The following is a 22,552-nucleotide window of genomic DNA, read 5'->3' as shown; positions in this document are numbered from 1 at the left end:
GCGCCCCAGGGAGATACCTGATTGCCCTACATGTAGCCAGACTACTATTGTCTGTCTACATGAAGTCCCTTGCCGCCCTCCGGCTGGTTGCCGCGACCCACGCAATCGCGGTCTGCCTGCAGCCGATCCTGGCGGGCATCTACCTGAACGGTTCCGGTGGCGCCCTGCGGATCCACGAGCCGCTCGGCCTCGCAGTCACCGTCACCGGCCTGTTCCAGTTGCTCGTGGCAACGATCTGGTGGCGTTCCGGCGGTCGCCTGCTCGCCCCGGTCGTGACCTTGCTGATCGTGCTCGGCGAGGGATTCCAGGTCGGCATGGGCTACAGCCGCCAGCTCGCCCTGCATATCCCGCTCGGTATCGCCCTCGTCGCCGCCTCGGTGGCGTTCGCGTTCTGGACCTTCACCGCCGCCCAGCCGGCGAGCAGTCCCCGGCGCCGGCGCACGGAGGTCGCGTCATGACGGCGCCGGTCGCCGCCGAGCGACGAGTCCGTCGCCCACGCGGGTCGTTGTGGGCGTTGCGGATCACCCTGCTGCTGCACGCGGGCCTGGTGGTGGCGCAGCCGATCCTGGCCGGGTACTTCCTGTCCGGTGACGTCGACGCGATGAACGTCCACGGCCCGATCGGGTCGACGCTGTGGATGGTGTCGATGATCCAGTTCGTCGCCGCGTTCTTCTACTGGCTCGTCGGCGGCGGCCGCATCTGGCCGCTGCTGCTGTCCGTCGTCCTGTTCGTGGCCGAGTTCGTCCAGCTGACCTACGGCTACCTGCAGAACTTCGCCGTCCATGTCCCCCTCGGTACGGCGATTGTCGTCGCAGTCGTGTGGATGACCGTCTGGTCGTTCCGCCCCGCCGCACGCCGCAGCCGGAAGGAGCCCTCCCAGTGAAGATGTCCCGCCGTGGTTTCCTAGCCGTTGCCGGCGGCACCGGTGCCGCCCTCACACTGACCAACTGCGGTCTCGACCCGTCGCCGTCACAGGCCGGAGAGCTCCTACGCAGCCAGGCCAAGCTGCCCGAGCCGTTCCAGGTCCCGCTCCCGATCCCGCCGGTGAAGAAGCCGGTCCGCACCGACGCGCGAGCCGACTACTACCGCGTCGTACAGCGGAAGGCGAGCCTGGAAATCCTCCCCGGCCTCAAGACCGAGGTCCTCGGGTACGACGGCCTCCTGCCCGGCCCGACGTTCGACGTACGGAGTGGGCGGACCACTGTGATCGAGCAGGTCAACCAGCTCGAAGTACCGACCGCCGTACACCTGCACGGCGGTCACACCCCGGCTGCGAGTGACGGCTGGCCGCTGGACCTGCTCATGCCGCCTGGCGACCACCAGGGCCACGGCGGCCACCACAACATGACCGGTGGCGACGTGAAAACGGGCAGCCGCGTCTACACGTATCCGAACACGCAGCGGGCCGCGACACTCTGGTACCACGACCACCGGATGGACTACACCGCTCCCCAGGTCTACCGCGGCCTCTTCGGCTTCCACATCATCCGCGACGACGAAGAGGACCGTTTGCCCTTACCAGCAGGCGATCGCGAGATCCCGCTCGTCATCGCGGACCGAGCGTTCGCGGAGGACGGCTCGTTCCTTTACCCGGCCGCGAAGGACCGGCCCGGTGTCGAGTCGGCGTACATGGAAGGTGTCGTCGCCGACGTGACACTGGTCAACGGCGCGCCGTGGCCGGTGCATGAGGTGGACGCGGTCCGCTACCGCTTCCGGATCCTGAACGCCGCCAACGCGCGTCGCTACGAGCTGGCGTTCGACAAGGGTCCGGCGAAGTTCGTCCAGATCGGCAGCGACGGCGGACTGCTCGACGCACCGGTCGAGCACGCCACCCTGGTGATCGCGCCGGCCGAACGCTTCGACGTGATCGTGGACTTCTCCCAGTACCAGCCCGGCGACGAGGTCACGCTGGTCAACAAGCTGGACGGCAACGCCAACGTCCTGCGGTTCAAGGTCGCCAGGAAGGCCACCGACGACAGCCGCATCCCGGCCAAGCTCTCGTCGTACGCCGTCCTGCCGAAGCCGGCGGGCGCCGTACGGCGGAAGTGGAAGTTCAGCCGTGGTGACGCCGGCGGCCACAAGGGGTGGACGATCAATGGGAAGGCGTTCGATCCGGTGGTGATGCAGGCCCAGGTGAAGCTCGACCAGTACGAGATCTGGACCTTCGTGACCGATGTCCACCACCCGGTGCACGTCCACCTCGCGCCGTTCCAGGTGCTGAGCCGCCGCGGCAAGGACCTCGGCCCGTACGACGCCGGCTGGAAGGACACCGTGGACATCCGGCCGGCGGAGGTGGTCGAGGTGCTGGTCAAGTTCACCGCCCACAAGGGCAAGTACCTGATCCACTGCCACAACCTCGAGCACGAGGACATGGCGATGATGGCCGGGTTCGAGACCGTCTAGGTACGGCGGATGCGGAGCGCCAGCGCGAACATCCAGGCCCAGCCGATCGTGACGGCCAGCCGCTGGAAGAGTCCGGCGACGTCGACCAGCGATGCCGTCTGACTGAAACCGGAACTGGCGAGCAGGAAGCACACCACGAAAGTTGTTGCGCTAAGCAATGAATAGGTGAGCCACTTCCACCCCTGGCCGCGGGACAGCACGACCTGCGCCGCGGCCAGGGCGAGGAAGGCGGGCACTGAGAACCCGTCATGCAGCGCACCGATCGTGGTGTAGTCGATGGTGGCCGGCGTACCCACCGGGAACCCACTCACCGGATCGGTCACGAACAGCCCGGCTCCGATCAGGCCGACTCCCCAGACGCCGATCAGCACCGCGCCGGTCCGGATGCCGGATCGCCATAGCCCGACAGCGAAGGCGATCGTCAGCACGCCGCAGACCAGGAAGTTGGCCACTTGCACCCAGCCGTTCGACCCGAGCGCCAGTGAGCTGACGGGGTGCCGCAAGGCGTCGTACCCCGATCCCTTGAGGGCACCCTGGATCAGGAAGGCGGCGACGAAGACCGGGCCGACCAGCAGACCGCAGGAGATGAGGCGGCTGGTGATCAGACGCGAGCCGGCCAGGTCGACGGACGTCTGCGAACGTACGGCGCCGGATCCCCGCGGACCCGGGCCGGGTTCCTGTGGGCGCTCCGGGCCGGACATCAGTGGACGCCTTGGGCGAGGGCTTCGGCGGCGCGGGCGCGGAGGGCGACCCGGTCCACGCCGGCGCCGTCCAGGGCACGGGCCACCCGGCCGCGTTCGGTGTCGAGGATGCCGACCAGGATGCGGACCGAACCGATCCGGGTACCGCCGACCTTCGGGTCAGCGTCCAGCGCCCGCTTGAGCAGCAGCCGGACCGACTCACCGATCTGTGGATCGCGGCTGTGGTCAGGCGTTGCCTGTGGCAACAGTCCGACCCGGACCGCGATCCCGGCGATGGCCAGGCTCTGCTCCCACTCACGATCCAGCGCGGCCCGGATCGCATCCTCGGTCAACCCGGCATCGGCCAGCAGCCGCGCGGCCGGATTGCCTTCCATCGCGGCGAGAGCGACCAGTACGTGCTCGGCCTCGACCGTCCGGGACCCGTCCCGGCGGGCAACCTCTCGCGCACCACGCACCAGGATGGTGCGAACGTCCTTCGCGTCGGACGACATCAGCGCCTCCTCAGGGCGACACCCGCGGCGATCAGCCGCTTGGCGTGTTTCTTGTGAACGGCCTGCCGGGTGACCCCCAGCACCTCGGCCACGTCGGACCAGCTCCAGCCGGCCCGCATCGCCTGCTCCACCTGGCTGTCCTCCAGCCGGTCGGCCAGCCGGCGCAGCGCCACCACCGCGGCCAGGCCGGCCGCGGGGTCCTCGGGATCCACCAACTCCGTCATACAAGCAACCTAAGTTGACAAGAGCCGCTTGTCAACCAAAGTTGCTAGCCGTACTGGGTCCACGAGGGGTTGACGCGCGAATGAGGGATGCTTATAGTCAACGCATCGGTTGATCAAGGGAATGGTTGATAAAGATGCCAGTTGACGATGGGCAGCTCGATCGGGCCTTCACCGCACTCGGTGACCCGGTCCGGCGAGCGATGATCGCGCGGCTGTCGCGTGGTCCGGCGACCGTCAACGAGTTGGCCGAGCCGTTCCCGATCACCAAGCAGGCGGTGTCGCGGCACATCCAGGTGCTCGAGGCCGCCGGGCTGATCTCCCGGACCCGGGACGGCCAGCGCCGCCCCTGCCATCTGGAGCCGACGGTCCTCGAAGCCCTGACCAGCTGGATCGACGAGTACCGGCTGGAGACCGAACGCCGGTTCCGCCGTCTGGACGCCGTACTGAAAACCGTGAAGGAGCAGGAGAAATGAACGCCACCACCATCAACGCACCCGCCGGCACCCCGTTCGTCGAGGTCACCCGCGAGTTCGACGCCACGCCGGCGCAGCTGTTCAAGGTGACCACCGACCCGAACCTGATCGCGGAGTGGCTCGGCCCGCGCGGCCTCGAGATGACGGTCGAGTCATACGACGTCCGCCCCGGCGGCAGCTACCGCTACATCCACAAGGACGAGTCCGGTGAGTACGCCTTCCGCGGTGTCTTCCACGCCGTCGAGCAGGACAAGCTCGTCATCCAGACCTTCGAGTGGGAAGGCGCTCCCGGCGAGGTCTCGCTGGACAAGATGACGTTCGAGCCGACCGAGACCGGTGTCCGGCTGCACCAGCGCTCGGTGTTCCCGTCGATCGAGACCCGCGACCTGTTCGTGGAGTCCGGCATGGAGGTCGGCATCCGCGACTCGATGGACCGGCTCGCCGCGCTGGTCGCGAAGGAGGGCTGACCGATGACACAGGTCGTCGTCGACATCTCGGTCTCCCTGGACGGCTACGTCACCGGCCCCAACGTCAGTCTCGCCAACGGGCTCGGCGACGGCGGCGAGGCCCTGCACGAGTGGGTCTTCAACGGCACCGCCGAGGACCGCAACGTGCTGGACGAGGCCTTCGAGGCAACCGGCGCGGTCATCCAGGGCCGGATCCTGTTCGACATCATCGACGCCCCGGGCGGCTGGAGCGACGAGATGGGGTACGGCGCCAAGCCGACCGGCGAGGTGAATCCGCCGATCTTCGTCGTCACCCACAAGGCTCCGGACAAGACCCGGCTCGGCGATCGCTTCCGCTTCGTCACCGACGGCGTGGAGAGTGCGGTCGACCAGGCCCGGGAGGTTGCCGGAGGCAAAGACGTCTACGTGATGGGTGGCGGCCAGATCTGCCACCAGGTCCTCGCCGCCGGGCTGGCCGACATCGTCCGGTTGCACGTCGCGCCCGTCGTACTGGGTGCCGGAACCCGGCTGTTCCCGGCCGATGCGGCACCGACCTATTCGCTGGATCTGGTCGAGTCGGTCTCGACCCCGGCCGCCCAGCACCTCACCTATCGGGTCAAGAAGGAGAAGTGATCATGGGAAACGTCATCGCCTCCGCAGTGGTGTCGCTGGACGGCTTCGTCGCGGACACCGAGGACGATGTCGGCGCGCTGTTCGACTGGTACTACAACGGCCCGGTCGAGGTCTACGGCAGCGACCCGGGCCGCCCGTTCCAGCTCAGCCAGGCGAGTGCCGACTACATCAACGCGACCTGGCCGAACATCCGTTCCTGCGTGATCGGGCGGCGGCTGTTCGACATCACCAACGGCTGGAACGGCGTCCCCGCGGTCGGTGACCACGTCTTCGTCGTCACCCACGAGGCCCCGACCGACTGGCCGTTCCCGGACGCGCCGTTCACCTTCGTCAACGGGATCGAGGAAGCGATCGCGCAGGCCAGGAAGCACGCCGGCGACGGTGACATCGCCTTGACCGGCGGCAACCTGACCGGTCAGGCGCTCGCGGCCGGCCTGGTCGACGAGGTCGCGTACAACCTCGCTCCAGTGGTCTTCGGCAGCGGCGTCCGGTTCTTCGGCGACTACGTCGGCGAGCACGTCCTGCTGGACAACCCGAAGGTCGTCGAGGGCGACCGGGTCACCCACCTGCACTACCGCGTCAGCAAGGGATGATAGCGATCACGGTCCGCGAGCCCGGCGCCACCTCGGTGAAGCCGGCGTCCTGGACCACAGGGAGACCACTGGTCAGCAGGTCCCGCCAGCGACCAGGGGTGGCGGTGCGCACCGCCAAGGCGAAGTCCGCCGCCACCCACTCCTTCCGGCCCGCCGCTGACAGCGCGAGCCAGGCGAGGTGCGCCGCATGGCCGCACTGCGCCATCGCCTTCCCACTGGACATCGTCAGTCCCGGATTGATCCACAGGACCGGGATCCCCGGCTCCGGCGCCGCCAAGTCGTCCGGGTCCTCGAAGTCGGTGCCCGTCACCTGAAGCTTGGCGAGATCCTTCGGTACGGCGTCCAGCGGCACCGGCGGGAAGACCCGCACCTCGGCGTCCGACCCCGTCACCGTGATCCCCGGCAAGGCCTCGGCGCGTCGCCACTCGGCCCCGCGTGCGCGTCGAACCACCTTCCGGATCCTGGCGTCCTGCCAGGCCCGCATCGCCTCGGCCCACTCCCCCTCACCGGCCGACCGCTCGTCCGCCAGGATCGCGAGCACCGCCCGCGCCGCCGTCTCCAATGCATCCGTCTGCCCCGGCCGCGCCCCCTTCTCGACCCGCACCACCAAGGTCAGCACGTACTCGTCCACCCCGCGAGTCTGCCAGCCCGGACCGCCAGGCCATCACAATGGCCTGCCCTCGCCCGCCGCCGGCGTGGTGCCGCGCAACGGGCGCACTTGTGATGGCCTGGCGGTCCGCCGGCTTGTCGGAGGTCGGTGTTAGCTTGGCGCCATGCAGCAGTACCTGGATCTTCTTCGGCATGTGCTGGACCACGGGGTGCAGAAGGGCGACCGGACCGGGACGGGCACGGTGAGTGTCTTCGGGTACCAGTCGCGTTACGACCTCCGCGAGGGCTTCCCGGCGGTGACGACGAAGAAGCTGCATCTGCGCTCGGTGATCGGCGAGCTGATCTGGTTCCTCAGCGGCTCGACCAACATCAAGTGGCTGCACGAGAACAACATCTCGATCTGGGACGAGTGGGCCGACGCCGAGGGTGAGCTCGGGCCGGTGTACGGCTACCAGTGGCGGTCCTGGCCGACCCCGGACGGCCGGCACGTGGACCAGATCGCGGGCGTGATCGAGTCGATCAAGAAGAACCCCGACTCCCGCCGGCACATCGTGAACGCCTGGAACGTGGCGGATGTGGACGACATGGCGTTGCCGCCCTGCCACACGATGTTCCAGTTCTACGTCGCCGACGGGCGGCTGTCGTGTCAGCTGTACCAGCGGTCGGCCGACATCTTCCTCGGGGTGCCGTTCAACATCGCGTCGTACGCGCTGCTGACGCACATGGTGGCGCAGCAGACCGGGCTCGAGGTCGGCGACTTCGTCCACACACTCGGCGACGCGCACCTCTACCTGAACCACCTGGACCAGGCCCGGCTGCAGCTCACCCGGGAGCCCCGGCCGCTGCCGACACTGAAGCTGACGCCGCGCGACGCGATCGACGGCTACGAGATCGCGGATGTCGAACTGGTCGGGTACGACCCGCACCCCGGAATCAAGGCGCCCATCGCCGTATGACCGAGCGAAGCGAGGGCATCATCAAGCACAGCGCGCCTCGTGCCTCATCCGCGCCCGGAGCGAAGCGAGGACGTGGATGAGCTTGATCCTGATCGCTGCGGTCGGCGCCAACGGCGTGATCGGGCGGGACAACGACCTGCCCTGGCGGATCCGCGAGGACCTGCAACACTTCAAGCAGCTCACCCTCGGCCACACCCTGGTGATGGGCCGCAAGACGTACGACTCGATCGGCCGCCCGCTGCCCGGCCGCCGTACCGTCGTCGTCACCCGGCAACTTGACTGGTCCGCCGACGGCGTCGAGGTCGTGCACAGTGTCGAGGAGGCGCTCAAGGCCGACGGCGACATCTATGTGGCCGGCGGCGGGGAGATCTACCGCCAGGCCCTTCCGTACGCCGACCGCCTCGAACTGACCGAGGTAGCCCAGTCCCCCGCCGGTGACGTCACCTTCCCCACCGTCGATCCCGACCTCTGGACCGAAACCGCCCGCACCCCCCACGAAGGCTTCACGTTCGTCAGCTATCGGCGTAGCTAACAACGAGTAGGCAACAGGGGCGCCAGGGGGACCTGGAACCGCGTAGATTGTGTGCGCGTCACGGAGGTGACAGCGCATCTGCCGGGGGACGCAGCGGAGGGGAACGACGATGACCGAAGCCGACAACACACCAGCCACACCTGGAGCCGCGGCGCCGGCTGCGCAGGCGCAGCCGCTGCAGCCGCCGACGGCGACCGCACCCGGTCTGATACTGACCGCGCCGCCGCCGTCACAGCCGGTCGCCGCGACGGCCGCGCCGACGATGGCCCCCGCGGTCGACCCGGCCGCGCTGCCCGGGCTGGACTCCAAGGTGGACACCTTCCTGTCCGCGCTGATGACGGCCGAGCCGCGCTCGCCGGAGTTCGCCGCCAAAGCCAGTGACGTCCGGAGCATGGGCGATGTCGACATCCGCGCCGCCGCGGACAGCTCGAACCGGCTGCTCAAGTCGCCGGTCCGGGCGCTGCAGGAAGGCGGCCTGTCCGAGGGCTCGACCGTCGGCAAGACGCTGCTCGAGCTTCGCCGTACGGTCGAGGACCTGGACCCGAAGGAAGCCACCGGCCCGAAGAAGCTGCTCGGGATGATCCCGTTCGGGGACAAGATCGAGGACTACTTCCGCAAGTACCAGAGCGCGCAGAGCCATCTCGAGGGCATCCTGCACGCGCTGCGGAACGGCCAGGACGAGCTCGGCAAGGACAACGCCGCGCTGAACATGGAGAAGCAGCAACTCTGGGACGCGATGGGCAGGCTGAACCAGTACGTGTACGTCGCCGAGCGCCTGGACGCCCGGTTGTCGGCGGCGATCGCCGAGCTGGACGCGACCAACCCGGACAAGGCGAAGGCCTTCCGCGAGGACGTGCTGTTCTACGTCCGGCAGAAGCACCAGGACCTGCTCACCCAGCTGGCCGTGTCGATCCAGAACTACCTGGCCATCGACATCGTGATCAAGAACAACATCGAGCTGATCAAGGGCGTCGACCGCGCGTCGACGACCACGGTCTCGGCCCTGCGGACGGCGGTCATCGTGGCGCAGGCGCTGGGCAACCAGAAGCTGGTGCTGGACCAGATCACCGCACTGAACACGACCACCAGCGGGATGATCGAGCGGACCTCGCAGATGCTGCGGGACAACTCGGTGGCGATCCAGCAGCAGGCGGCGTCGGCAACGATCGGCCTGCCGCAACTGCAGGCCGCGTTCGCGAACATCTACGCGACCATGGACGCGATCGACGCGTTCAAGGTGGAGGCGCTGGACAACATGGCGGCCACCATCGGGACGCTGGAGACCGAGGTGACCAAGTCCCGGGCGTACCTGGACCGGGTCGCGCAGCAGGACCAGCGCGTCGTCCACGGCAGCCTCGACCTCGACCTCGGTCGCTGACACCACGGGGAGCGGGGGACGGAGTTGAATGGCACTCGGTGACTTCTTCGCGCGGCTGACCGGCCGCAAGGCGGAGCCCGAGCCTGCCCCGACTCCCCGCGCTCCGACGACCGACGACCTGCTGGCGGCCCTGGTCCGGGTCGAGGAGTTGGTTGCGGGCGGCGCCGTACCGGCCGTGGTGGCGTCACGCGTCGCCCGGGTGGTCCGGGTCGTGCGGGAGACGATCCCACGGCTCGGCAACCTCGGCGGCAGTGCGCAGGCGTACTCGGTGATGGCGACCGCGACCGACTACCTGCCGGAGGCGATCGGCGGGTATCTGCGGCTGCCACGGCAGTGGGCGGACACCCGGCCGGTCGACAAGGGCAAGACGTCGCTGATGATCCTGATCGATCAGTTGGACCTCTTGGGCGCGACGATGGACAAGGTGTTCGACGCAGTGAACCGGGCCGACGCGGCGGCGCTGATCGCCCACGGCCGGTTCCTGCAGGAGAAGTTCGGCACCGGATCGACCGGCGGTGGCCTGGCCCTCGGCCCCACTCCGTCGACACCACCACCGGACACAGGACCACCGGACACAGGACCGCTGGAACCACCAGCTGGACGAGGAGGAGCATGAGCGGCGAGGGGGGCAAGTCATTGCAGCAGGCCCTGTCGGACCTTCTGGCTGTAGCTACTCGCGCCGGCATCCCGGAGGAGACCGCCCGCGCGGAAGCACTCTCGCTGGCCGCCGCGCTGGCGGAGTCGGCTCCGGGTGCTCCAGCGGACTGGGGAAAGGTGACCCCCGGCGCGACGACCCAGGACTTCTTCGACGCCGCTGTGCGCGGTCGCCGGTGGCGTGGTGCGCCGACCGCTGTACTGACGGAGCTGATCACCACTGGCTCGCTCGACAAGGTCGCCTACGCAGAGGCGTTGGCCGAGATCTCTTCGGCGGCTTGCACGCTGGGTGAGCCGACCATGCGGGTCGTCGGCAATGCTTCCGTTGCTGCCGCAGCTCAATTGCAGGCTGCCGGCGCGCGACCTCTTCAGGTAGGTGCCCCGGCTCAGGTCGGTGCCCCGGCTCAGGTCGGTGCCCCGGCGAAACCAGCTGTCGAGAAGGCGACCGCGACCGAGCCGGCCGTCGAGCAAGAGCCCGCGAAGACTGTGGAAGAGCTCCTTGCTGAGCTGGACGAGTTGACCGGGCTGGCCAAGGTGAAGCGGGAGGTTCACCGGCAGGTCGCCGTACTGCGGGTGGAGAAGCTGCGGACCGAGGCGGGACTGAAGAGTCCGACGATCACCAGGCACCTGGTGTTCGTGGGGAATCCCGGTACGGGCAAGACGACCGTGGCCCGGTTGGTCAGCGGGATCTACAAGGCGCTCGGGCTGCTGTCCAAGGGGCAGCTGGTCGAGGTGGACCGCTCCGAGCTGGTCGCCGGGTATCTCGGCCAGACCGCGACGAAGACCGCCGAGGTGGTCGCGTCCGCGGTGGGCGGGGTGCTGTTCATCGACGAGGCGTACAGCCTGACAGCGGGTGACTTCGGCGCCGACCAGTACGGCCGGGAGGCGGTCGACACGCTGGTCAAGGAGATGGAGGACCGGCGCGACGACCTGGTCGTGATCGTGGCCGGCTATCCGGAACCGATGGCGACGTTCATCGCGGCGAACCCGGGGCTGGCCAGCCGGTTCCGGACCACGATCGGGTTCGAGGACTACACCGACGACGAGCTGACCGACATCCTCACCGGGCTGGCCGAGGGCGCCGACTACGAGCTGATCCCGGAGACGCTGGAGAAGTTCCGGGAGATCCTCGCGGCGACCCCGCGGGACCGGTCGTTCGGCAACGGCCGGTTCGCCCGGAACGTGCTGGAGGCCGCGATCGGCCGGCACGCCTGGCGGCTCCGCGACGTCACGGCACCCACCAAGGACCAGTTGCGTCAGATCCTCGCCGAGGACCTCACCGACGAGCCCGAACACACCGAGCCCGAACGCACCAAGCCTGAACACACCGAGCCAGAGCGGGCCGCCGAGCCGGCGAAACCAGCGGGACCGGAGCAGGCAGCGGAGCCGGAGCAGGCAGCGGCAGCGCAGCAGGATCAGTCCGAGCAAGGAGAACAGGCGTGACCCAGACCCAGAGTGCGCCGCCGCCCGCGGCCTGGTCCCCGCCGGCCCAGCAGTCGGCCCCACCGGCTGTACAACAGCCGACTGCGCAGGCACCCAGCCCGCGCGGCCCGATCGCCCGGTGGTTCGACGGCACGCCGGGCCGGATGCGCGCGTTCCTGATCTTGGCCGCGGTCATGAGCGTCGTCTTCGGCCTGGCCGCCGCCCAAGGCTTCCGCCAGGCCGACGGCGCCCTCGAGCGCGCCGAGGCCAACGCAGCTCAGCTGGTCCGGATCCAGGCGATCCACACCAACCTGGTGAGCGCGAACGCCGATGCCACCAACGCCTTCCTGGTCGGCGGTCTCGAGCCGCCGGCGCAGCGCGAGCACTTCGTCGAGTCGCTGAACGAGGCCGCCCGCCTGATCGCCGAGGCGGCGACCGCGCAGCCCGCCGACACGGACGCGCTCGGCGCGCTCAACCAGACGCTGCTCACGTACGGCGGCCTGATCGAGCAGGCCCGGGCCAACAACCGACAGGGCCTCCCGATCGGATCGCAGTACCTGAGGGATGCGAACGCCGTACTGCAGGACGACTCGCTCCCGCTGGTGAAGGCGCTGGTCCAGGCCAACGAGGAACGCGTCGACACCGAGTTCGACGGCATCTCGCAGGGCAACATCTGGGTCCTGGTCGGCGGCCTGCTGACGCTGGTGGTCTTCGCTGTCACGCTGCGCTGGCTGGCCCGACGTACCCACCGCTACATCAACGTCCCGATCGCCACCGGCGGGGTGCTCGTGCTGCTGACCACGATCATCGGTGGGTTCGCGCTCGCCAACGCGTCCAGCGACGCCTCGGACACCCGTTCGGGCTCCTACGACCGGACGCTCGCGCTGTCCCGGGCCAGGATCGCGGCGTACGACGCCAGGTCCAACGAGAGCCTGACCCTGATCGCCCGTGGTTCCGGCGGCGCCTACGAAGAGGCCTACCAGGCCTCGGCCGGGACCGTCGACGAGCAACTGCGCAAGACCTCCGGCATCGACGCATCACTGCAAAGCCAGTGGGACGACTACAAGGAGGTCCACGTCGGGGTACGGAAGCTCGACACCGACGGGGCCTGGGACCAGGCGGTCGACCTGGCCGTCGGGAAGACACCGAAGGCGAACTCCGTGCTCGCGTTCAGTGCGTTCGACCGCAGCTCGGCCGAGCAACTGAACACGACGAGCGGAGATGTCAGCACCTCGCTGACCGACGCCCGCAACGGTCTGCCGCCGATCGGCTGGCTGGGTGTGCCGATCGGGATCGCTGCCGCGCTGCTGGTCGCCTGGGGAATGTCGCAGCGACTGGAGGAGTACCGATGAAGAAGCTGCTCGCCCCGGTCGCGGCCTCGCTCGCGATCCTGCTCGCCGCCACCGCCTGCGGCACGGATGCGTACGACGCGACCGAGATCCCGCCGAAGGAGCAGCCCTCCGTGGCGGCACCAGCACCGCCGGCCACCCAGCCGGACTGCGGGAACCCGCTGATGTCGTACACCCCCGAGGGCGCGATGCCACAGCCCGGCGCGATGCCGGCCCGCTCCTACATGGCCAAGATCCAGCAGCGCGGCCGGCTGATCGCCGGAGTGTCCGCGGACAGCCTGAACCTCGGCGCGCGGAACGCGGTCTCCGGGAAGATCGAGGGCTTCGACATCGACATGATCCGGGCCGTCGCGAAGGCCATCTTCGGCGACCCGAACAAGGTCGAGCTGCGGGTGATCTCCAGCCCGCAGCGGATTCCGGTGCTGCAGAAGGAACAGGTCGACATCGTCGCACGGAACATGACGATCAACTGCTCCCGCTGGCAGGACATCGCCTTCTCCGCCGAGTACTACCGCTCGGGGCAGAAGACGCTGGTACCGATCGACTCGACGGCAAAAAGCACGGCTGATCTGAACGGCAAGACCATCTGTGCCCCGGCCGGTTCGACCAGCCTGGACAACCTGAAGAAGCGGAACCCGCAGGCGATCCCGGTCACCGCCGACACCGACACCGGCTGCCTGGCGCTGTTCCAGTCGGGCAAGGCGTACGGCATCAGCGGTGACGACACCGTGCTGGCCGGTGACGTCGCTCAGGACCCGTACGCGAGGGTGCTCCCGGAGCGGTTCAGCGACGAGCCCTACGGCCTCGGCATGTCGCTGAAGCACCCGGAGTTCGTGCGGTTCGTGAACCAGGTGCTCGCACAGATCAAGGCCGACGGCACCTGGATGATCTCGTACAACAAGTGGCTCAAGCCTGCGCTCGGCACGCTGACGTCCCCGCCGCCGTCCCTCTACGGCAGGATCCCGGGTCAATGACCGTTCGTACGCCGACGACCTCGGCGCCGGCGCCGCCGGGGAGGATGGGGAGCAGCATTCCGGCGACGGAGTTGCTCTCGTTCCTCGATGCGCTGGGGACGTGGCGGGACCGCCGGAAGGCGGAGCTGGAAGAGTTGGACCAGGCTGCACTGCACTCCCCCGACGCCGATGCGCTGAGTGCGGACGTCGTCCTCAGCATGGCGGTGTGGAAGGCGGTGTCGGACCGGTACGAGCTGATCCTGGTCACCTGGGACTCCGGGCGGGTCGGGGCGGCCGAGACCGAACGGATCTCCACCTTGATCTGGGGCGGTCTGGATACCGGCGGGGCCGGCGGGTCACTCGCCGTCTCGTTGCCTGAGGCATGCAAGTTGTCGGACGCGCTGGCGTCCAGCCTGCGGGCCAAGCTCGCGCTGGAGCCGGGTGACGCCGACCTCGCCGCGCATCTGCGCCAGTTGCGTGCGCAGGTCGAGCGGATCAACGACCTGGTCGCCCGCGAGCCGGCCAGCACCCGCAATGCGGCGATCGCCGAGCACCACGACCTCGATCGCCGGCTCACCGATCTTGCCGAGCGCAACAAACGCGGTGCGGACATCGGCGGCTTGATCGGTCCGCTGGAGATCGACGCGGCCCGGGCCGAGCGCGACCTCATCGTCGGTGCCGCGACCCGTAAGGAGCGCGCGGCCGACGTCGCCCGGGCCCGGTCGCTCCGCAGTGAGCTGGAGGCGCAGGGCATCGCGGTACGGGCGCTCGCCGACCGGGCTGTCGCTGCGGTCACACCGGCCCCGCGTCTCGCCGTACCGGATGTGACTGCGATCGGGGCGGTGCCGAACACCCCGGCCGAACTGGAGAAGTACCTGACCCGGCTGGACGCCGTACGACGTGCGCTGGGTCAGGCGCAGTCGGCGTACGGCGCGGCGCTGGAACGGCGGGACGAGCTTGCCGCCCGACTGGACGCGTACAAGGTGAAGGCAGCCAAGGTCGCGCCGGCCAACGAGGATCTTGCCGAGTTGTACCGGCGTGGACGGGAGGTGATCGAGTCGGAGCCAGTGGACCTGGTCAGGCTCGGTGCACTCGTCACGGCGTACCAGGCTTACCTGGAGAGCACCGGAGGGACCAGATGACGACGACCACCGCCTGCACGCAGCCTGGCTGCACGGGCACCATTCTGGACGGGTACTGCGACGTCTGCGGCTCGCCCGCGTCGTCCGGGACGGCGAGCCCGAGCCCGGCGGCCGGTGCCTGCAACCAGCCCGGCTGCACCGGCACCTTCGTCGATGGGTACTGCGACGTCTGTGGGTCGCCCGCGCCGGATGGCTCCACGGCTCCGGACCAGCTCAGCACCGTGTCGACGGTCTCCCGAGCGTCCAACCGGCTCGCCTCGACCCCCCTGGGCTCAGCTCGCGCCCACGCGGCCGGCTCGAAGCTGACCCGCCGGCTTGGTACGTCGTCCACACGGCTGCGCGGTGCACGTCTCGGCGCAGGTCTGACGCACGTACCGTCGATCCCCGCGATCGACGCGAGCAAAGCGATCCTGGTCAACCCGATGGTCCCGGAGGACCGCCGGAACTGCCCCAACTGTGGCAACCCGGTCGGGCGGGCTCGTGGTGACCAGCCGGGCCGCACCGACGGGTTCTGCCCCAAGTGCCGCAGCCCGTTCTCGTTCTCGCCCAAGCTGCACCCGGGCGACCTGGTCGGCGGCCAGTACGAGGTGGCCGGCTGCCTGGCCCACGGTGGTTTCGGCTGGATCTACATGGCCCGGGACAAGAACGTGTCCGACCGCTGGGTGGTGCTGAAGGGCCTGCTCAACTCCGAGGACCCGGACGCCGTCGCGGCCGCGATCGCCGAGCAGCAGTTCCTGGCCCGGGTCGAGCACCCGCTGATCGTGGAGATCTACAACTTCGTCACCCACGAGGGTGCCGGCTACATCGTGATGGAGTACGTCGGCGGCACCTCGCTGAAGACGTTGCTCAAGCAGCGGATGGCGGCCAACAAGGGCGAGTACGACGCGCTGCCGATCGACCAGGCGATCGCGTACATCCTGGAGATCCTGCCGGCCTTCTCGTACCTGCACGACCTCGGCCTGGTCTACTGCGACTTCAAGCCGGACAACATCATCCAGGTCGGCGACGCGGTCAAACTGATCGACCTCGGCGGTGTCCGGCGGATCGACGACATGGACTCGGCCATCTACGGCACGGTCGGTTTCCAGGCCCCCGAGGTCGCCGAGGTCGGGCCGTCCGTTGCCTCCGACATCTACACGCTGGGCCGGACGCTGTGCGTGCTGGCGATGGAGTTCCGCGGTTACCAGTCCCGGTTCGTGACGTCGCTGCCGGCGGTGAGCGACGTACCGCTGTTCCAGAAGTACGACTCGGTCTACCGGCTGCTGCTGAAGGCGTGCGCCAAGGACCCGGCGGACCGCTTCCAGACCGCGGACGAGTTCCGGGTCCAGTTGCTCGGCGTACTGCGTGAGGTCGTCGCGGACAAGCAGGGCAACAAGGCCGCGCAGCACTCGGCGTCGTCGTTGCTGTTCGGCACGCCCGGCGACAAGTCGGCCGGGCTGGGCGACAAGGCCGCACCGTGGCAGCAACTGCCGTCGCTGATGCAGGACGACAGCGACAAGAATGCCGGCTGGCTGAAGACCGTGAGCGTGCCGGACCCGTCCAAGCGGCTCGAACTGCTCGTGGACGCACCGGAGTCCTCGCCGCAGACGCTGCTGGAGATCGCCGAGGCCGCACTCGAGGTCGGTGAGTACCGCTACGACATGGTCGACACAGCGGTCTCCGACCTCCTTGCTGAGGACCCGTGGGAGTGGCGCGCGGTCTGGATGGCCGGACTGGTGGCACTGGCCCGTGGCGACGCTGCTGCAGCCCAGTCGGCGTTCAACGCCGTCTACGGCCAGGTTCCGGGTGAGCTGGCGCCGAAGCTCGCGCTGGCGATCGCCTGCGAGCTCAGCGGTGAGTACGACGTTGCCGAAGGCCTCTACCTCACCTGTGCCCGGACCGATGCCAACTACATCGCACCGTCGGCCTTCGGACTGGCCGACATCCGCACCGAGCGCTCCGACCTGGACGGCGCCATCGCGGCGCTCGACCTGGTGCCCCGGACCAGCGGCGCGTACGTTCGGGCTCGTCGCCAGCGGGCCGGTCTGCTGGCAGGATCAGGGCGTGGCCTGCCCGCGCTGGCCGAGGCGATGGACAGCATCGATTCGCTGACCATCGACCCGGTCGACCGGGCCAACCTGGCCGCGAACGTGTTCCGGTCCGCGCTGGCGGAGGTTCAGCAGTCCGGTCCGCAGGAAGGTCTGCGGATCGACGGACAGGAGGCGACCGAGCCGGCCCTGCGGGACGGGCTCGAGGCCACCTACCGTCAACTGGCGGACCATGCGCAGAGCCGGCCGGAGCGGATCGCCCTGGTCGACCAGGCCAACGAGGTTCGAGGATGGACGTTGCGATGACGAGTACGACCCAGACGGTCTGCCCCAGCTGTGGTGGCCCGGTGTCCGAGGCCGACCGCTTCTGCGAGGCCTGTGGGGCTGAGCTCCAGCCGACCACGCCCACCACACCGGCCCTGGACACGGACACCGAGCCGACGGTCGAGATCAACACGACTCCGGTCAGCCCGTGCCACTCCTGTGGCGGTGTGGTCGGTGCCGACGGCTACTGCGAGACCTGCGGTACCAAGGCCGCCAAGCCACGCGACCACTTCGACGAGCAGCCCGCACCGTGGGTGGCCGGGGTGTGCGACCGAGGCATCCGGCACAGCCGCAACGAGGACGCCATGGCCCTCGCAGCCGACGCCGAGCCGGGCAGCAGGGCTCTGCTGGTCGTCTGCGACGGGGTCAGCTCGTCACTCGACTCCGACGTCGCCAGCCTGGCCGCCGCGCGTGCCGCTCGCGACGTACTGGCGGCCGGTCACGCACAGGGCATCGGCACCGAGTCGTCCCGTCACGGTGCGATCGCGGCCCGGCTCAAGGCGGCTGCCGATGCGGCCAATGACGCCGTGCTGGAGAACACGAGTCCGGACAGTCCCAACCCGGCGTCGTGCACGTTCGTGGCGACCGTGCTGGAGGACGGTCTGCTGATGGCCGGTGTGGTTGGGGACAGCCGCGCGTACTGGTTCCCGGACGACGCCGAGGCGGTCGCACTGACCGTGGACGACTCATGGGCCGCCGAGCTCATCGCGACCGGTATCTCGCGGGCCGAAGCCGAGTCCGGTCCGCACGCGCACGCGATCACCCGCTGGCTGGGCAAGGACGCCCCGGACCACACACCTCGTACGACGACCGTCCAGGTGAGCGGGCCGGGATGGCTCGTAGTCTGCTCGGACGGGCTGTGGAACTACTGCTCCGAAGCGGCACCGCTGGCCGACCTCGTACGTCAGACCGCAGCGGCGCACGGTGGCGAGCCTCTGGCCACCGCGTCCGCCCTGGTCGACTGGGCCAATGCCCAGGGCGGACAGGACAACATCACCGTCGCGCTGGCGCGGCTCTAGACCAGCTTTTTGCAGAAAGGACGCTGCACTCATGGCCGAGTTCACCGCATCCGTCTACCAGAACGAGTTCCTGCCCGACGGCGGAACCGACGTGCACGCCATCGTCACGGTGGACTGCAGCGGCGCCGGTGCGGCCGGGCAGTCCGGCAGCGGTGACGCGGGCGAGATCATCATCGTCGACACCTCCGGCTCGATGGGCGCCGACGGCGTCCGGGCCGCCGCGTACGCCGCGCAGACCGCGCTCGACCAGATCCTGGACGGGGTCTGGTTCGCGGTGATCTCCGGTAACGACCGGGCCGCGCTGGCGTTCCCGCCGTCGCCGGAGCCGGTGATGGTGAGGATGGACCAGTTCACCCGGCAGGCGGCCAAGGACGCGGTGTCCCGCTTCTACGCCGACGGCGGGACCGCGATGGGCACCTGGCTGCGGCTGGCGTCCCGGGTGTTCGCGACCGTGCCGTCGCTGACCCAGAAGCACGCCATCCTGCTCACCGACGGCGAGAACCAGCACGAGACCCCCGAGGTGCTGACCCAGACCATCCAGGCGGTCACCGGCCAGTTCCAATGCGACTGCCGCGGTGTCGGCGTCGCCTGGCAGGTCGACGAGGTACGGCGGATCGCGACCGCACTGCTCGGCACCGTCGACATCATCCCGGCGCCGGACCAGCTGGCCGCCGAGTTCTCCAAGCTGATCCAGAACGCGATGAGCCGTGGTGTCGCGCAGGCCGATCTGCGGGTCTGGGCTCCGCAGGGCGCGGAGGTGCTGTTCGTCCGTCAGGTCGCCCCCACGGTCGACGACCTGACCGCACGTCGTACGGCGGTCAACGCGCTGACCAGCTCGTTCCCGACCGGCTCGTGGGGTGACGAGTCACGTGACTACCACGTGGCGATCCGCCTGGCGGCCAAGGCGATCGGGCAGGAGCAGCTGGCCGCGCGGGTGCAGCTGGCGATCGGCGACGACGTGGTCGCGCAGGGCCTGGTCAAGGCGCTGTGGTCCGCGGACGAGGCACTGACCACGCGGATCAGCCCGGAGGTCGCGCACTACACCGGGCAGACCGAGCTGGCGGACGCGATCCAGGAAGGCCTGGCCGCGAAGGCCGCGGGTGACACCGCGACCGCGACCACCAAGCTCGGCCGCGCGGTCCAGCTGGCCGCGCAGACCGGCAACGAGGAGGCGACCACCCGGCTGCGCAAGGTGGTCGACATCGAGGACCAGGACACCGGCACCGTGCGGCTCAAGCGCACCGTCGAGAAGGCGGACGAGATGGCGCTCGATACCGCCTCCACCAAGACCACCCGGGTGAAGAAATGACGACAGTCAGCTGTCCGAGCGGGCACCCGTCCGTCTCGACCGACTACTGCGACGTCTGCGGCCTGCCGATCGGCGCCGCGGCCACCCCGGCCGCGGCGTCCGTCCCGACGCCGGCCGTTGCTGCGCCGGCGCCGGCGGCGGCGCCGTCGACCCAGACGTGCCCGAACTGCTCGGAGTCGGCCGCCGTGGACGCCTTGTTCTGCGAGAGCTGCGGCTACGACTTCACCACCGGCACCATGCCGCGTCCGAAGTCGTCCCTCGACCTGGGGACGCCGCCCGCGGTGCCGCCGGCGCCGGCCGCGACCGCCGACTGGGTCGTCGAACGCTGGGTCGACCCCGACTGGTACGCCGTACAGCAGAGTGACGACCCGTGTCCGTCGCCTGGTCTGCCGGTGGTGATCCCGCTGACCGAGAAGAGCGTGCTGATCGGCCGCCCGTCGAAGAGCCGGAACATCCATCCGGAGATCGACTGCGGTGACGACACCGGCGTCAGCCGCCGGCAGGCTCAGCTCACCACCGACGGCACCCGCTGGTGGGTCGAGGATCTCCAGTCCTCCAACGGCACCTATGTGGCGCCTTCCTCCGGTCCGCTGCCCGAGGACCCGATCGTCCCGGGCCAGCGTCGCGAGCTGAACTCCGACGACCGCGTCTACGTCGGCGCCTGGACCCGTCTCGTCGTCCGCAAAGCCACCCCCGAAGAAAAAGCCGGTCAGGCCTGAGCTCTCTGACCGACAACCTGGACTTGAACCCCGCTAAGTCCAGGTTGCTGAACAACCTGGACTTAGCCTGGATCCGTGGACAGCCGGGTGGTAGCCGCCGGCGCGAGTGGTCCAGCGTCGACAAGGTGAACACCATTTCAGGTGTTCCTGCCTGGTGTGGGTCGTGGCCTGGCTCAGGTACTGGTCGGAGGGGGCCCGCGGCTCGCACGTCGTTGCCGGTGTGGAATCGGGTGGATGTTCCGAAGAACGGGTAGTAGTCGGTCGTGGTGAGGTTTGGTCAGGGGTGTCCAGGCGGCGATGGACTTGTCCGAGGGCGCCAATTCCGGCCACTACCCGTTCGTCGGTACGCCGCGCCCGCCTACGCCGAGGAGCGACGTACGCGAGGAAGTCTGACCTTTCGTCCTTCTTCCTGATTGCGGAAGGGAGCTCGCCGCAATTGTTTCTAGCTTGAGGGCATGACGAACACAGCAAACATCAGGCCCTTCCGGATCGAGATCCCGCAGGCTGAGGTGGACGACCTCAAGGCGCGGCTGGCCGGCGCTCGCTGGCCGGCCACGCCATCGGTGGACGACTGGAGCCGCGGCGTTCCGGTCGGGTACCTGAAGGAGCTGGCGGCGTACTGGGCCGACGGCTACGACTGGCGCGCTGCCGAGGCGGCGCTGAACGAGATCCCGCAGTTCATCACCGAGCTCAACGGGCAGCGGATCCACTTCTTCCACCAGCGGTCGGCCGAGCCGGACGCGGTGCCGCTGATCCTGACCCACGGCTGGCCGGGCTCGCCCGTGGAGTTCCAGCAGATGATCGGCCGGCTGACCGATCCCGTGGCGTACGGCGGTGATGCGGCCGACGCGTTCCATGTCGTCGTACCGTCGCTGCCCGGGTACGGGTTCTCGACGCCGCTCGGGCCGGGCGGGTTCAACCTGTTCGGGGTCGCGCAGATGTGGGCGGAACTGATGAGCCGGCTCGGGTACGAGCGGTACGCGGCCCACGGGACGGACGCCGGCTCGGGGGTCGCGGGGATGCTGCCGATGGTGGATCCGGCGCGCGTTGTCGGCGTACATCTGGCCGGGGTGACCGCGGGTACGCCGTTCGGGGATCCGCTTCCGCTGGAGGGATTGTCGGCGTCTGACCGGGCGCGGGCCGAGCGGTTCAACCAGATGATGGATGAGGGCTTCGGGTACCTGGTGCTGCAGTCGACCCGGCCGCAGACGTTGGCCTACTCGCTGAACGACTCGCCGATCGGGCAGCTCGCGTGGATCGTGGAGAAGTTCGCCGAGTGGACCGACCCGATCCACAAGCTGCCCGAGGAGGCTGTGGACCGCGACCAGCTGCTCACGAACGTCAGCCTGTACTGGTTCACCGGATCCGGGGCGTCGTCGGCGCACGCGGTGTACGACGGAATGCAGGCCTGGAAGGCGTACGCCGCTCAGCAGGCCGACGGCGACTCCGAGGGGTGGGGCGACGTTGCCGGACCGCCGACCGGGGTCGCGGTGTTCGGGGCCGAGACGGCGATCAAGAGCCTGGCGGACCCGGCCGGGAAGATGAGTCACTGGAAGGAGTACGACCGCGGCGGTCACTTCGCCGCGATGGAGGTGCCCGACCTGCTGGCCGGTGATCTGCGCACCTTCTTCCAGCCACTGCGCTGACGTCAACTGCCGGGCTGGACCTCCCTGGTCCAGCCCGGCATCGGCTTGAAGCACAGCCACTCGATGATCGCGGAGCCGACGATGATCGGGATCACCCACGACCACGGCTGCCGGGGTGCGCTGACCACCAGAATCGCTGTCCACAAGGCGATCCAGCCTCCGCCGTACCCGCGCAGCACACCGCGGTACCAGAGCCCGCCGGGTGCCTCGGCGGCGCGTTGACCGAGATAGACGAACAGGTACGACGCGACCGAGATCGGCCAGAAGAACCAGAGCCCGGCCCAGTCGTACGGGACCATCACGAGAGCGGTCAGGCAGACGATCGCGATCGTCCAGTGGTAGACCTCGCCGGCCCAGTTCAGCCCCCGTCGGCGCAACGTGAGGACGATCGCCAACGGGCCGAACGGCACCGCCAGAACCCCAGCGGCGACATGCAGGATGAGCGCGATGTCACGCATCGCCGGTCCTCGCCCGTCCCCGGCATCCGCCGGAGCTCTCTGACATGTCAGGGAGCATAGGGGTCGGAGCCGTTACCGTCTTCCCCTCGGC

At 69.1% G+C, this 22,552-nt stretch carries 25 protein-coding genes; 20 read left to right on the top strand and 5 right to left on the bottom strand.

The window, feature by feature from the left end; genetic code table 11:
• The first annotated feature begins 59 nt into the window (after positions 1 to 59).
• The 3 genes from EV652_RS27890 to EV652_RS27880 are packed head-to-tail and all read left to right on the top strand — an operon-like array spanning position 60 to position 2,403.
• The gene (locus EV652_RS27890) at positions 60 to 458 is read left to right on the top strand and encodes a hypothetical protein (protein ID WP_132212225.1); all 399 of its coding nucleotides are present in this window, start codon (positions 60 to 62) and stop codon (positions 456 to 458) included.
• A complete protein-coding gene (locus EV652_RS27885; protein WP_132212224.1) occupies positions 455 to 883 on the top strand; it encodes a hypothetical protein in 429 nt (142 codons plus the stop codon). Before EV652_RS27890 ends, EV652_RS27885 begins: the two co-directional genes overlap by 4 nt.
• Positions 884 to 885: 2 nt before the next feature.
• Positions 886 to 2,403 (top strand): multicopper oxidase family protein, encoded by a 1,518-nt coding sequence (locus tag EV652_RS27880; RefSeq protein WP_132212471.1) that lies wholly within the window; start codon positions 886 to 888, stop codon positions 2,401 to 2,403.
• Here the strand turns inward: EV652_RS27880 and EV652_RS27875 are convergent.
• The 3 genes from EV652_RS27875 to EV652_RS27865 are packed head-to-tail and all read right to left on the bottom strand — an operon-like array spanning position 2,400 to position 3,819.
• The gene (locus EV652_RS27875) at positions 2,400 to 3,104 is read right to left on the bottom strand and encodes a DUF998 domain-containing protein (protein ID WP_132212223.1); all 705 of its coding nucleotides are present in this window, start codon (positions 3,102 to 3,104) and stop codon (positions 2,400 to 2,402) included. The genes EV652_RS27880 and EV652_RS27875 overlap by 4 nt on opposite strands.
• Positions 3,104 to 3,595 (bottom strand): Clp protease N-terminal domain-containing protein, encoded by a 492-nt coding sequence (locus tag EV652_RS27870; RefSeq protein ID WP_132212222.1) that lies wholly within the window; start codon positions 3,593 to 3,595, stop codon positions 3,104 to 3,106. Before EV652_RS27870 ends, EV652_RS27875 begins: the two co-directional genes overlap by 1 nt.
• A complete protein-coding gene (locus EV652_RS27865; RefSeq protein ID WP_132212221.1) occupies positions 3,595 to 3,819 on the bottom strand; it encodes a hypothetical protein in 225 nt (74 codons plus the stop codon). Before EV652_RS27865 ends, EV652_RS27870 begins: the two co-directional genes overlap by 1 nt.
• Before the next feature lie 134 nt (positions 3,820 to 3,953).
• On the opposite strand from EV652_RS27865, the gene EV652_RS27860 reads away from it, so the two are divergent.
• The 4 genes from EV652_RS27860 to EV652_RS27845 are packed head-to-tail and all read left to right on the top strand — an operon-like array spanning position 3,954 to position 5,964.
• Positions 3,954 to 4,292, top strand: coding sequence for an ArsR/SmtB family transcription factor (locus EV652_RS27860; RefSeq protein WP_132212220.1), 339 nt, complete (start codon positions 3,954 to 3,956; stop codon positions 4,290 to 4,292).
• The gene (locus EV652_RS27855; protein WP_132212219.1) at positions 4,289 to 4,759 is read left to right on the top strand and encodes an SRPBCC domain-containing protein; all 471 of its coding nucleotides are present in this window, start codon (positions 4,289 to 4,291) and stop codon (positions 4,757 to 4,759) included. The genes EV652_RS27860 and EV652_RS27855 overlap by 4 nt, the downstream gene beginning before the upstream one ends.
• 3 nt (positions 4,760 to 4,762) lie before the next feature.
• Positions 4,763 to 5,371, top strand: a complete 609-nt coding sequence (locus EV652_RS27850) for a dihydrofolate reductase family protein (RefSeq protein WP_132212218.1) — start codon at positions 4,763 to 4,765, stop codon at positions 5,369 to 5,371.
• 2 nt (positions 5,372 to 5,373) lie between these two features.
• Positions 5,374 to 5,964: a dihydrofolate reductase family protein gene (locus tag EV652_RS27845; protein ID WP_132212217.1), complete on the top strand. Its 591-nt coding sequence runs from the start codon at positions 5,374 to 5,376 to the stop codon at positions 5,962 to 5,964.
• Here the strand turns inward: EV652_RS27845 and EV652_RS27840 are convergent.
• Positions 5,951 to 6,595: an aminoacyl-tRNA hydrolase gene (locus EV652_RS27840; RefSeq protein WP_132212216.1), complete on the bottom strand. Its 645-nt coding sequence runs from the start codon at positions 6,593 to 6,595 to the stop codon at positions 5,951 to 5,953. The genes EV652_RS27845 and EV652_RS27840 overlap by 14 nt on opposite strands.
• 142 nt (positions 6,596 to 6,737) lie before the next feature.
• Here EV652_RS27840 and EV652_RS27835 point away from each other — a divergent pair, with 142 nt between their 5' ends.
• From EV652_RS27835 to EV652_RS27775, 13 genes are all read left to right on the top strand, one after another.
• Positions 6,738 to 7,529 carry a thymidylate synthase gene (locus EV652_RS27835; protein ID WP_132212215.1) on the top strand — a complete coding sequence of 264 codons (792 nt, stop codon included), beginning with the start codon at positions 6,738 to 6,740 and terminating at the stop codon, positions 7,527 to 7,529.
• Positions 7,530 to 7,605: 76 nt separating this feature from the next.
• Positions 7,606 to 8,061, top strand: coding sequence for a dihydrofolate reductase (locus EV652_RS27830; protein ID WP_132212214.1), 456 nt, complete (start codon positions 7,606 to 7,608; stop codon positions 8,059 to 8,061).
• A gap of 109 nt (positions 8,062 to 8,170) precedes the next feature.
• Positions 8,171 to 9,439, top strand: coding sequence for a toxic anion resistance protein (locus tag EV652_RS27825; protein WP_132212213.1), 1,269 nt, complete (start codon positions 8,171 to 8,173; stop codon positions 9,437 to 9,439).
• Between the two features lie 28 nt (positions 9,440 to 9,467).
• The gene (locus tag EV652_RS27820; RefSeq protein WP_132212212.1) at positions 9,468 to 10,055 is read left to right on the top strand and encodes a hypothetical protein; all 588 of its coding nucleotides are present in this window, start codon (positions 9,468 to 9,470) and stop codon (positions 10,053 to 10,055) included.
• Positions 10,052 to 11,536 carry an AAA family ATPase gene (locus tag EV652_RS27815; protein ID WP_132212211.1) on the top strand — a complete coding sequence of 495 codons (1,485 nt, stop codon included), beginning with the start codon at positions 10,052 to 10,054 and terminating at the stop codon, positions 11,534 to 11,536. The genes EV652_RS27820 and EV652_RS27815 overlap by 4 nt, the downstream gene beginning before the upstream one ends.
• Positions 11,533 to 12,867 carry a GlnX family signal transduction membrane protein gene (locus tag EV652_RS27810; RefSeq protein WP_132212210.1) on the top strand — a complete coding sequence of 445 codons (1,335 nt, stop codon included), beginning with the start codon at positions 11,533 to 11,535 and terminating at the stop codon, positions 12,865 to 12,867. The genes EV652_RS27815 and EV652_RS27810 overlap by 4 nt, the downstream gene beginning before the upstream one ends.
• The gene (locus tag EV652_RS27805; protein ID WP_132212209.1) at positions 12,864 to 13,838 is read left to right on the top strand and encodes a glutamate ABC transporter substrate-binding protein; all 975 of its coding nucleotides are present in this window, start codon (positions 12,864 to 12,866) and stop codon (positions 13,836 to 13,838) included. The genes EV652_RS27810 and EV652_RS27805 overlap by 4 nt, the downstream gene beginning before the upstream one ends.
• Entirely contained in the window at positions 13,835 to 14,959 is a 1,125-nt protein-coding gene (locus tag EV652_RS27800; protein ID WP_132212208.1) for a coiled-coil domain-containing protein, read from the top strand. Before EV652_RS27805 ends, EV652_RS27800 begins: the two co-directional genes overlap by 4 nt.
• Positions 14,956 to 17,292, top strand: coding sequence for a serine/threonine-protein kinase (locus EV652_RS27795; RefSeq protein ID WP_132212207.1), 2,337 nt, complete (start codon positions 14,956 to 14,958; stop codon positions 17,290 to 17,292). The genes EV652_RS27800 and EV652_RS27795 overlap by 4 nt, the downstream gene beginning before the upstream one ends.
• Entirely contained in the window at positions 17,277 to 18,329 is a 1,053-nt protein-coding gene (locus tag EV652_RS27790; RefSeq protein ID WP_132212206.1) for a protein phosphatase 2C domain-containing protein, read from the top strand. The genes EV652_RS27795 and EV652_RS27790 overlap by 16 nt, the downstream gene beginning before the upstream one ends.
• A 31-nt stretch (positions 18,330 to 18,360) precedes the next feature.
• The gene (locus EV652_RS27785; protein WP_132212205.1) at positions 18,361 to 19,638 is read left to right on the top strand and encodes a vWA domain-containing protein; all 1,278 of its coding nucleotides are present in this window, start codon (positions 18,361 to 18,363) and stop codon (positions 19,636 to 19,638) included.
• Positions 19,635 to 20,357, top strand: coding sequence for an FHA domain-containing protein (locus EV652_RS27780; protein ID WP_132212204.1), 723 nt, complete (start codon positions 19,635 to 19,637; stop codon positions 20,355 to 20,357). Before EV652_RS27785 ends, EV652_RS27780 begins: the two co-directional genes overlap by 4 nt.
• Positions 20,358 to 20,812: 455 nt before the next feature.
• The gene (locus tag EV652_RS27775) at positions 20,813 to 22,003 is read left to right on the top strand and encodes an epoxide hydrolase family protein (protein ID WP_132212203.1); all 1,191 of its coding nucleotides are present in this window, start codon (positions 20,813 to 20,815) and stop codon (positions 22,001 to 22,003) included.
• 2 nt (positions 22,004 to 22,005) lie between these two features.
• On the opposite strand, the gene EV652_RS27770 is transcribed toward EV652_RS27775, so the two are convergent.
• Positions 22,006 to 22,461 (bottom strand): hypothetical protein, encoded by a 456-nt coding sequence (locus EV652_RS27770; protein ID WP_132212202.1) that lies wholly within the window; start codon positions 22,459 to 22,461, stop codon positions 22,006 to 22,008.
• Positions 22,462 to 22,552 lie beyond the last annotated feature (91 nt).

This window comes from Kribbella steppae (genome assembly GCF_004342025.1).
Lineage (GTDB): Bacteria > Actinomycetota > Actinomycetes > Propionibacteriales > Kribbellaceae > Kribbella > Kribbella steppae.
This window is presented reverse-complemented; position numbering and strand designations above follow the sequence as displayed.

What these genes read in the sequence shown, in the direction of transcription:
- EV652_RS27890 (WP_132212225.1), top strand. Translation starts at nt 60, where the DNA reads ATGAAGTCCCTTGCCGCCCTCCGGCTGGTTGCCGCGACCCACGCAATC.
- EV652_RS27885 (WP_132212224.1), top strand. Translation starts at nt 455, where the DNA reads ATGACGGCGCCGGTCGCCGCCGAGCGACGAGTCCGTCGCCCACGCGGG.
- EV652_RS27880 (WP_132212471.1), top strand. Translation starts at nt 886, where the DNA reads ATGTCCCGCCGTGGTTTCCTAGCCGTTGCCGGCGGCACCGGTGCCGCC.
- EV652_RS27875 (WP_132212223.1), bottom strand. Translation starts at nt 3,104, where the DNA reads ATGTCCGGCCCGGAGCGCCCACAGGAACCCGGCCCGGGTCCGCGGGGA.
- EV652_RS27870 (WP_132212222.1), bottom strand. Translation starts at nt 3,595, where the DNA reads ATGTCGTCCGACGCGAAGGACGTTCGCACCATCCTGGTGCGTGGTGCG.
- EV652_RS27865 (WP_132212221.1), bottom strand. Translation starts at nt 3,819, where the DNA reads ATGACGGAGTTGGTGGATCCCGAGGACCCCGCGGCCGGCCTGGCCGCG.
- EV652_RS27860 (WP_132212220.1), top strand. Translation starts at nt 3,954, where the DNA reads ATGCCAGTTGACGATGGGCAGCTCGATCGGGCCTTCACCGCACTCGGT.
- EV652_RS27855 (WP_132212219.1), top strand. Translation starts at nt 4,289, where the DNA reads ATGAACGCCACCACCATCAACGCACCCGCCGGCACCCCGTTCGTCGAG.
- EV652_RS27850 (WP_132212218.1), top strand. Translation starts at nt 4,763, where the DNA reads ATGACACAGGTCGTCGTCGACATCTCGGTCTCCCTGGACGGCTACGTC.
- EV652_RS27845 (WP_132212217.1), top strand. Translation starts at nt 5,374, where the DNA reads ATGGGAAACGTCATCGCCTCCGCAGTGGTGTCGCTGGACGGCTTCGTC.
- EV652_RS27835 (WP_132212215.1), top strand. Translation starts at nt 6,738, where the DNA reads ATGCAGCAGTACCTGGATCTTCTTCGGCATGTGCTGGACCACGGGGTG.
- EV652_RS27830 (WP_132212214.1), top strand. Translation starts at nt 7,606, where the DNA reads ATGAGCTTGATCCTGATCGCTGCGGTCGGCGCCAACGGCGTGATCGGG.
- EV652_RS27825 (WP_132212213.1), top strand. Translation starts at nt 8,171, where the DNA reads ATGACCGAAGCCGACAACACACCAGCCACACCTGGAGCCGCGGCGCCG.
- EV652_RS27820 (WP_132212212.1), top strand. Translation starts at nt 9,468, where the DNA reads ATGGCACTCGGTGACTTCTTCGCGCGGCTGACCGGCCGCAAGGCGGAG.
- EV652_RS27815 (WP_132212211.1), top strand. Translation starts at nt 10,052, where the DNA reads ATGAGCGGCGAGGGGGGCAAGTCATTGCAGCAGGCCCTGTCGGACCTT.
- EV652_RS27805 (WP_132212209.1), top strand. Translation starts at nt 12,864, where the DNA reads ATGAAGAAGCTGCTCGCCCCGGTCGCGGCCTCGCTCGCGATCCTGCTC.
- EV652_RS27800 (WP_132212208.1), top strand. Translation starts at nt 13,835, where the DNA reads ATGACCGTTCGTACGCCGACGACCTCGGCGCCGGCGCCGCCGGGGAGG.
- EV652_RS27795 (WP_132212207.1), top strand. Translation starts at nt 14,956, where the DNA reads ATGACGACGACCACCGCCTGCACGCAGCCTGGCTGCACGGGCACCATT.
- EV652_RS27790 (WP_132212206.1), top strand. Translation starts at nt 17,277, where the DNA reads ATGGACGTTGCGATGACGAGTACGACCCAGACGGTCTGCCCCAGCTGT.
- EV652_RS27785 (WP_132212205.1), top strand. Translation starts at nt 18,361, where the DNA reads ATGGCCGAGTTCACCGCATCCGTCTACCAGAACGAGTTCCTGCCCGAC.
- EV652_RS27780 (WP_132212204.1), top strand. Translation starts at nt 19,635, where the DNA reads ATGACGACAGTCAGCTGTCCGAGCGGGCACCCGTCCGTCTCGACCGAC.
- EV652_RS27775 (WP_132212203.1), top strand. Translation starts at nt 20,813, where the DNA reads ATGACGAACACAGCAAACATCAGGCCCTTCCGGATCGAGATCCCGCAG.
- EV652_RS27770 (WP_132212202.1), bottom strand. Translation starts at nt 22,461, where the DNA reads ATGCGTGACATCGCGCTCATCCTGCATGTCGCCGCTGGGGTTCTGGCG.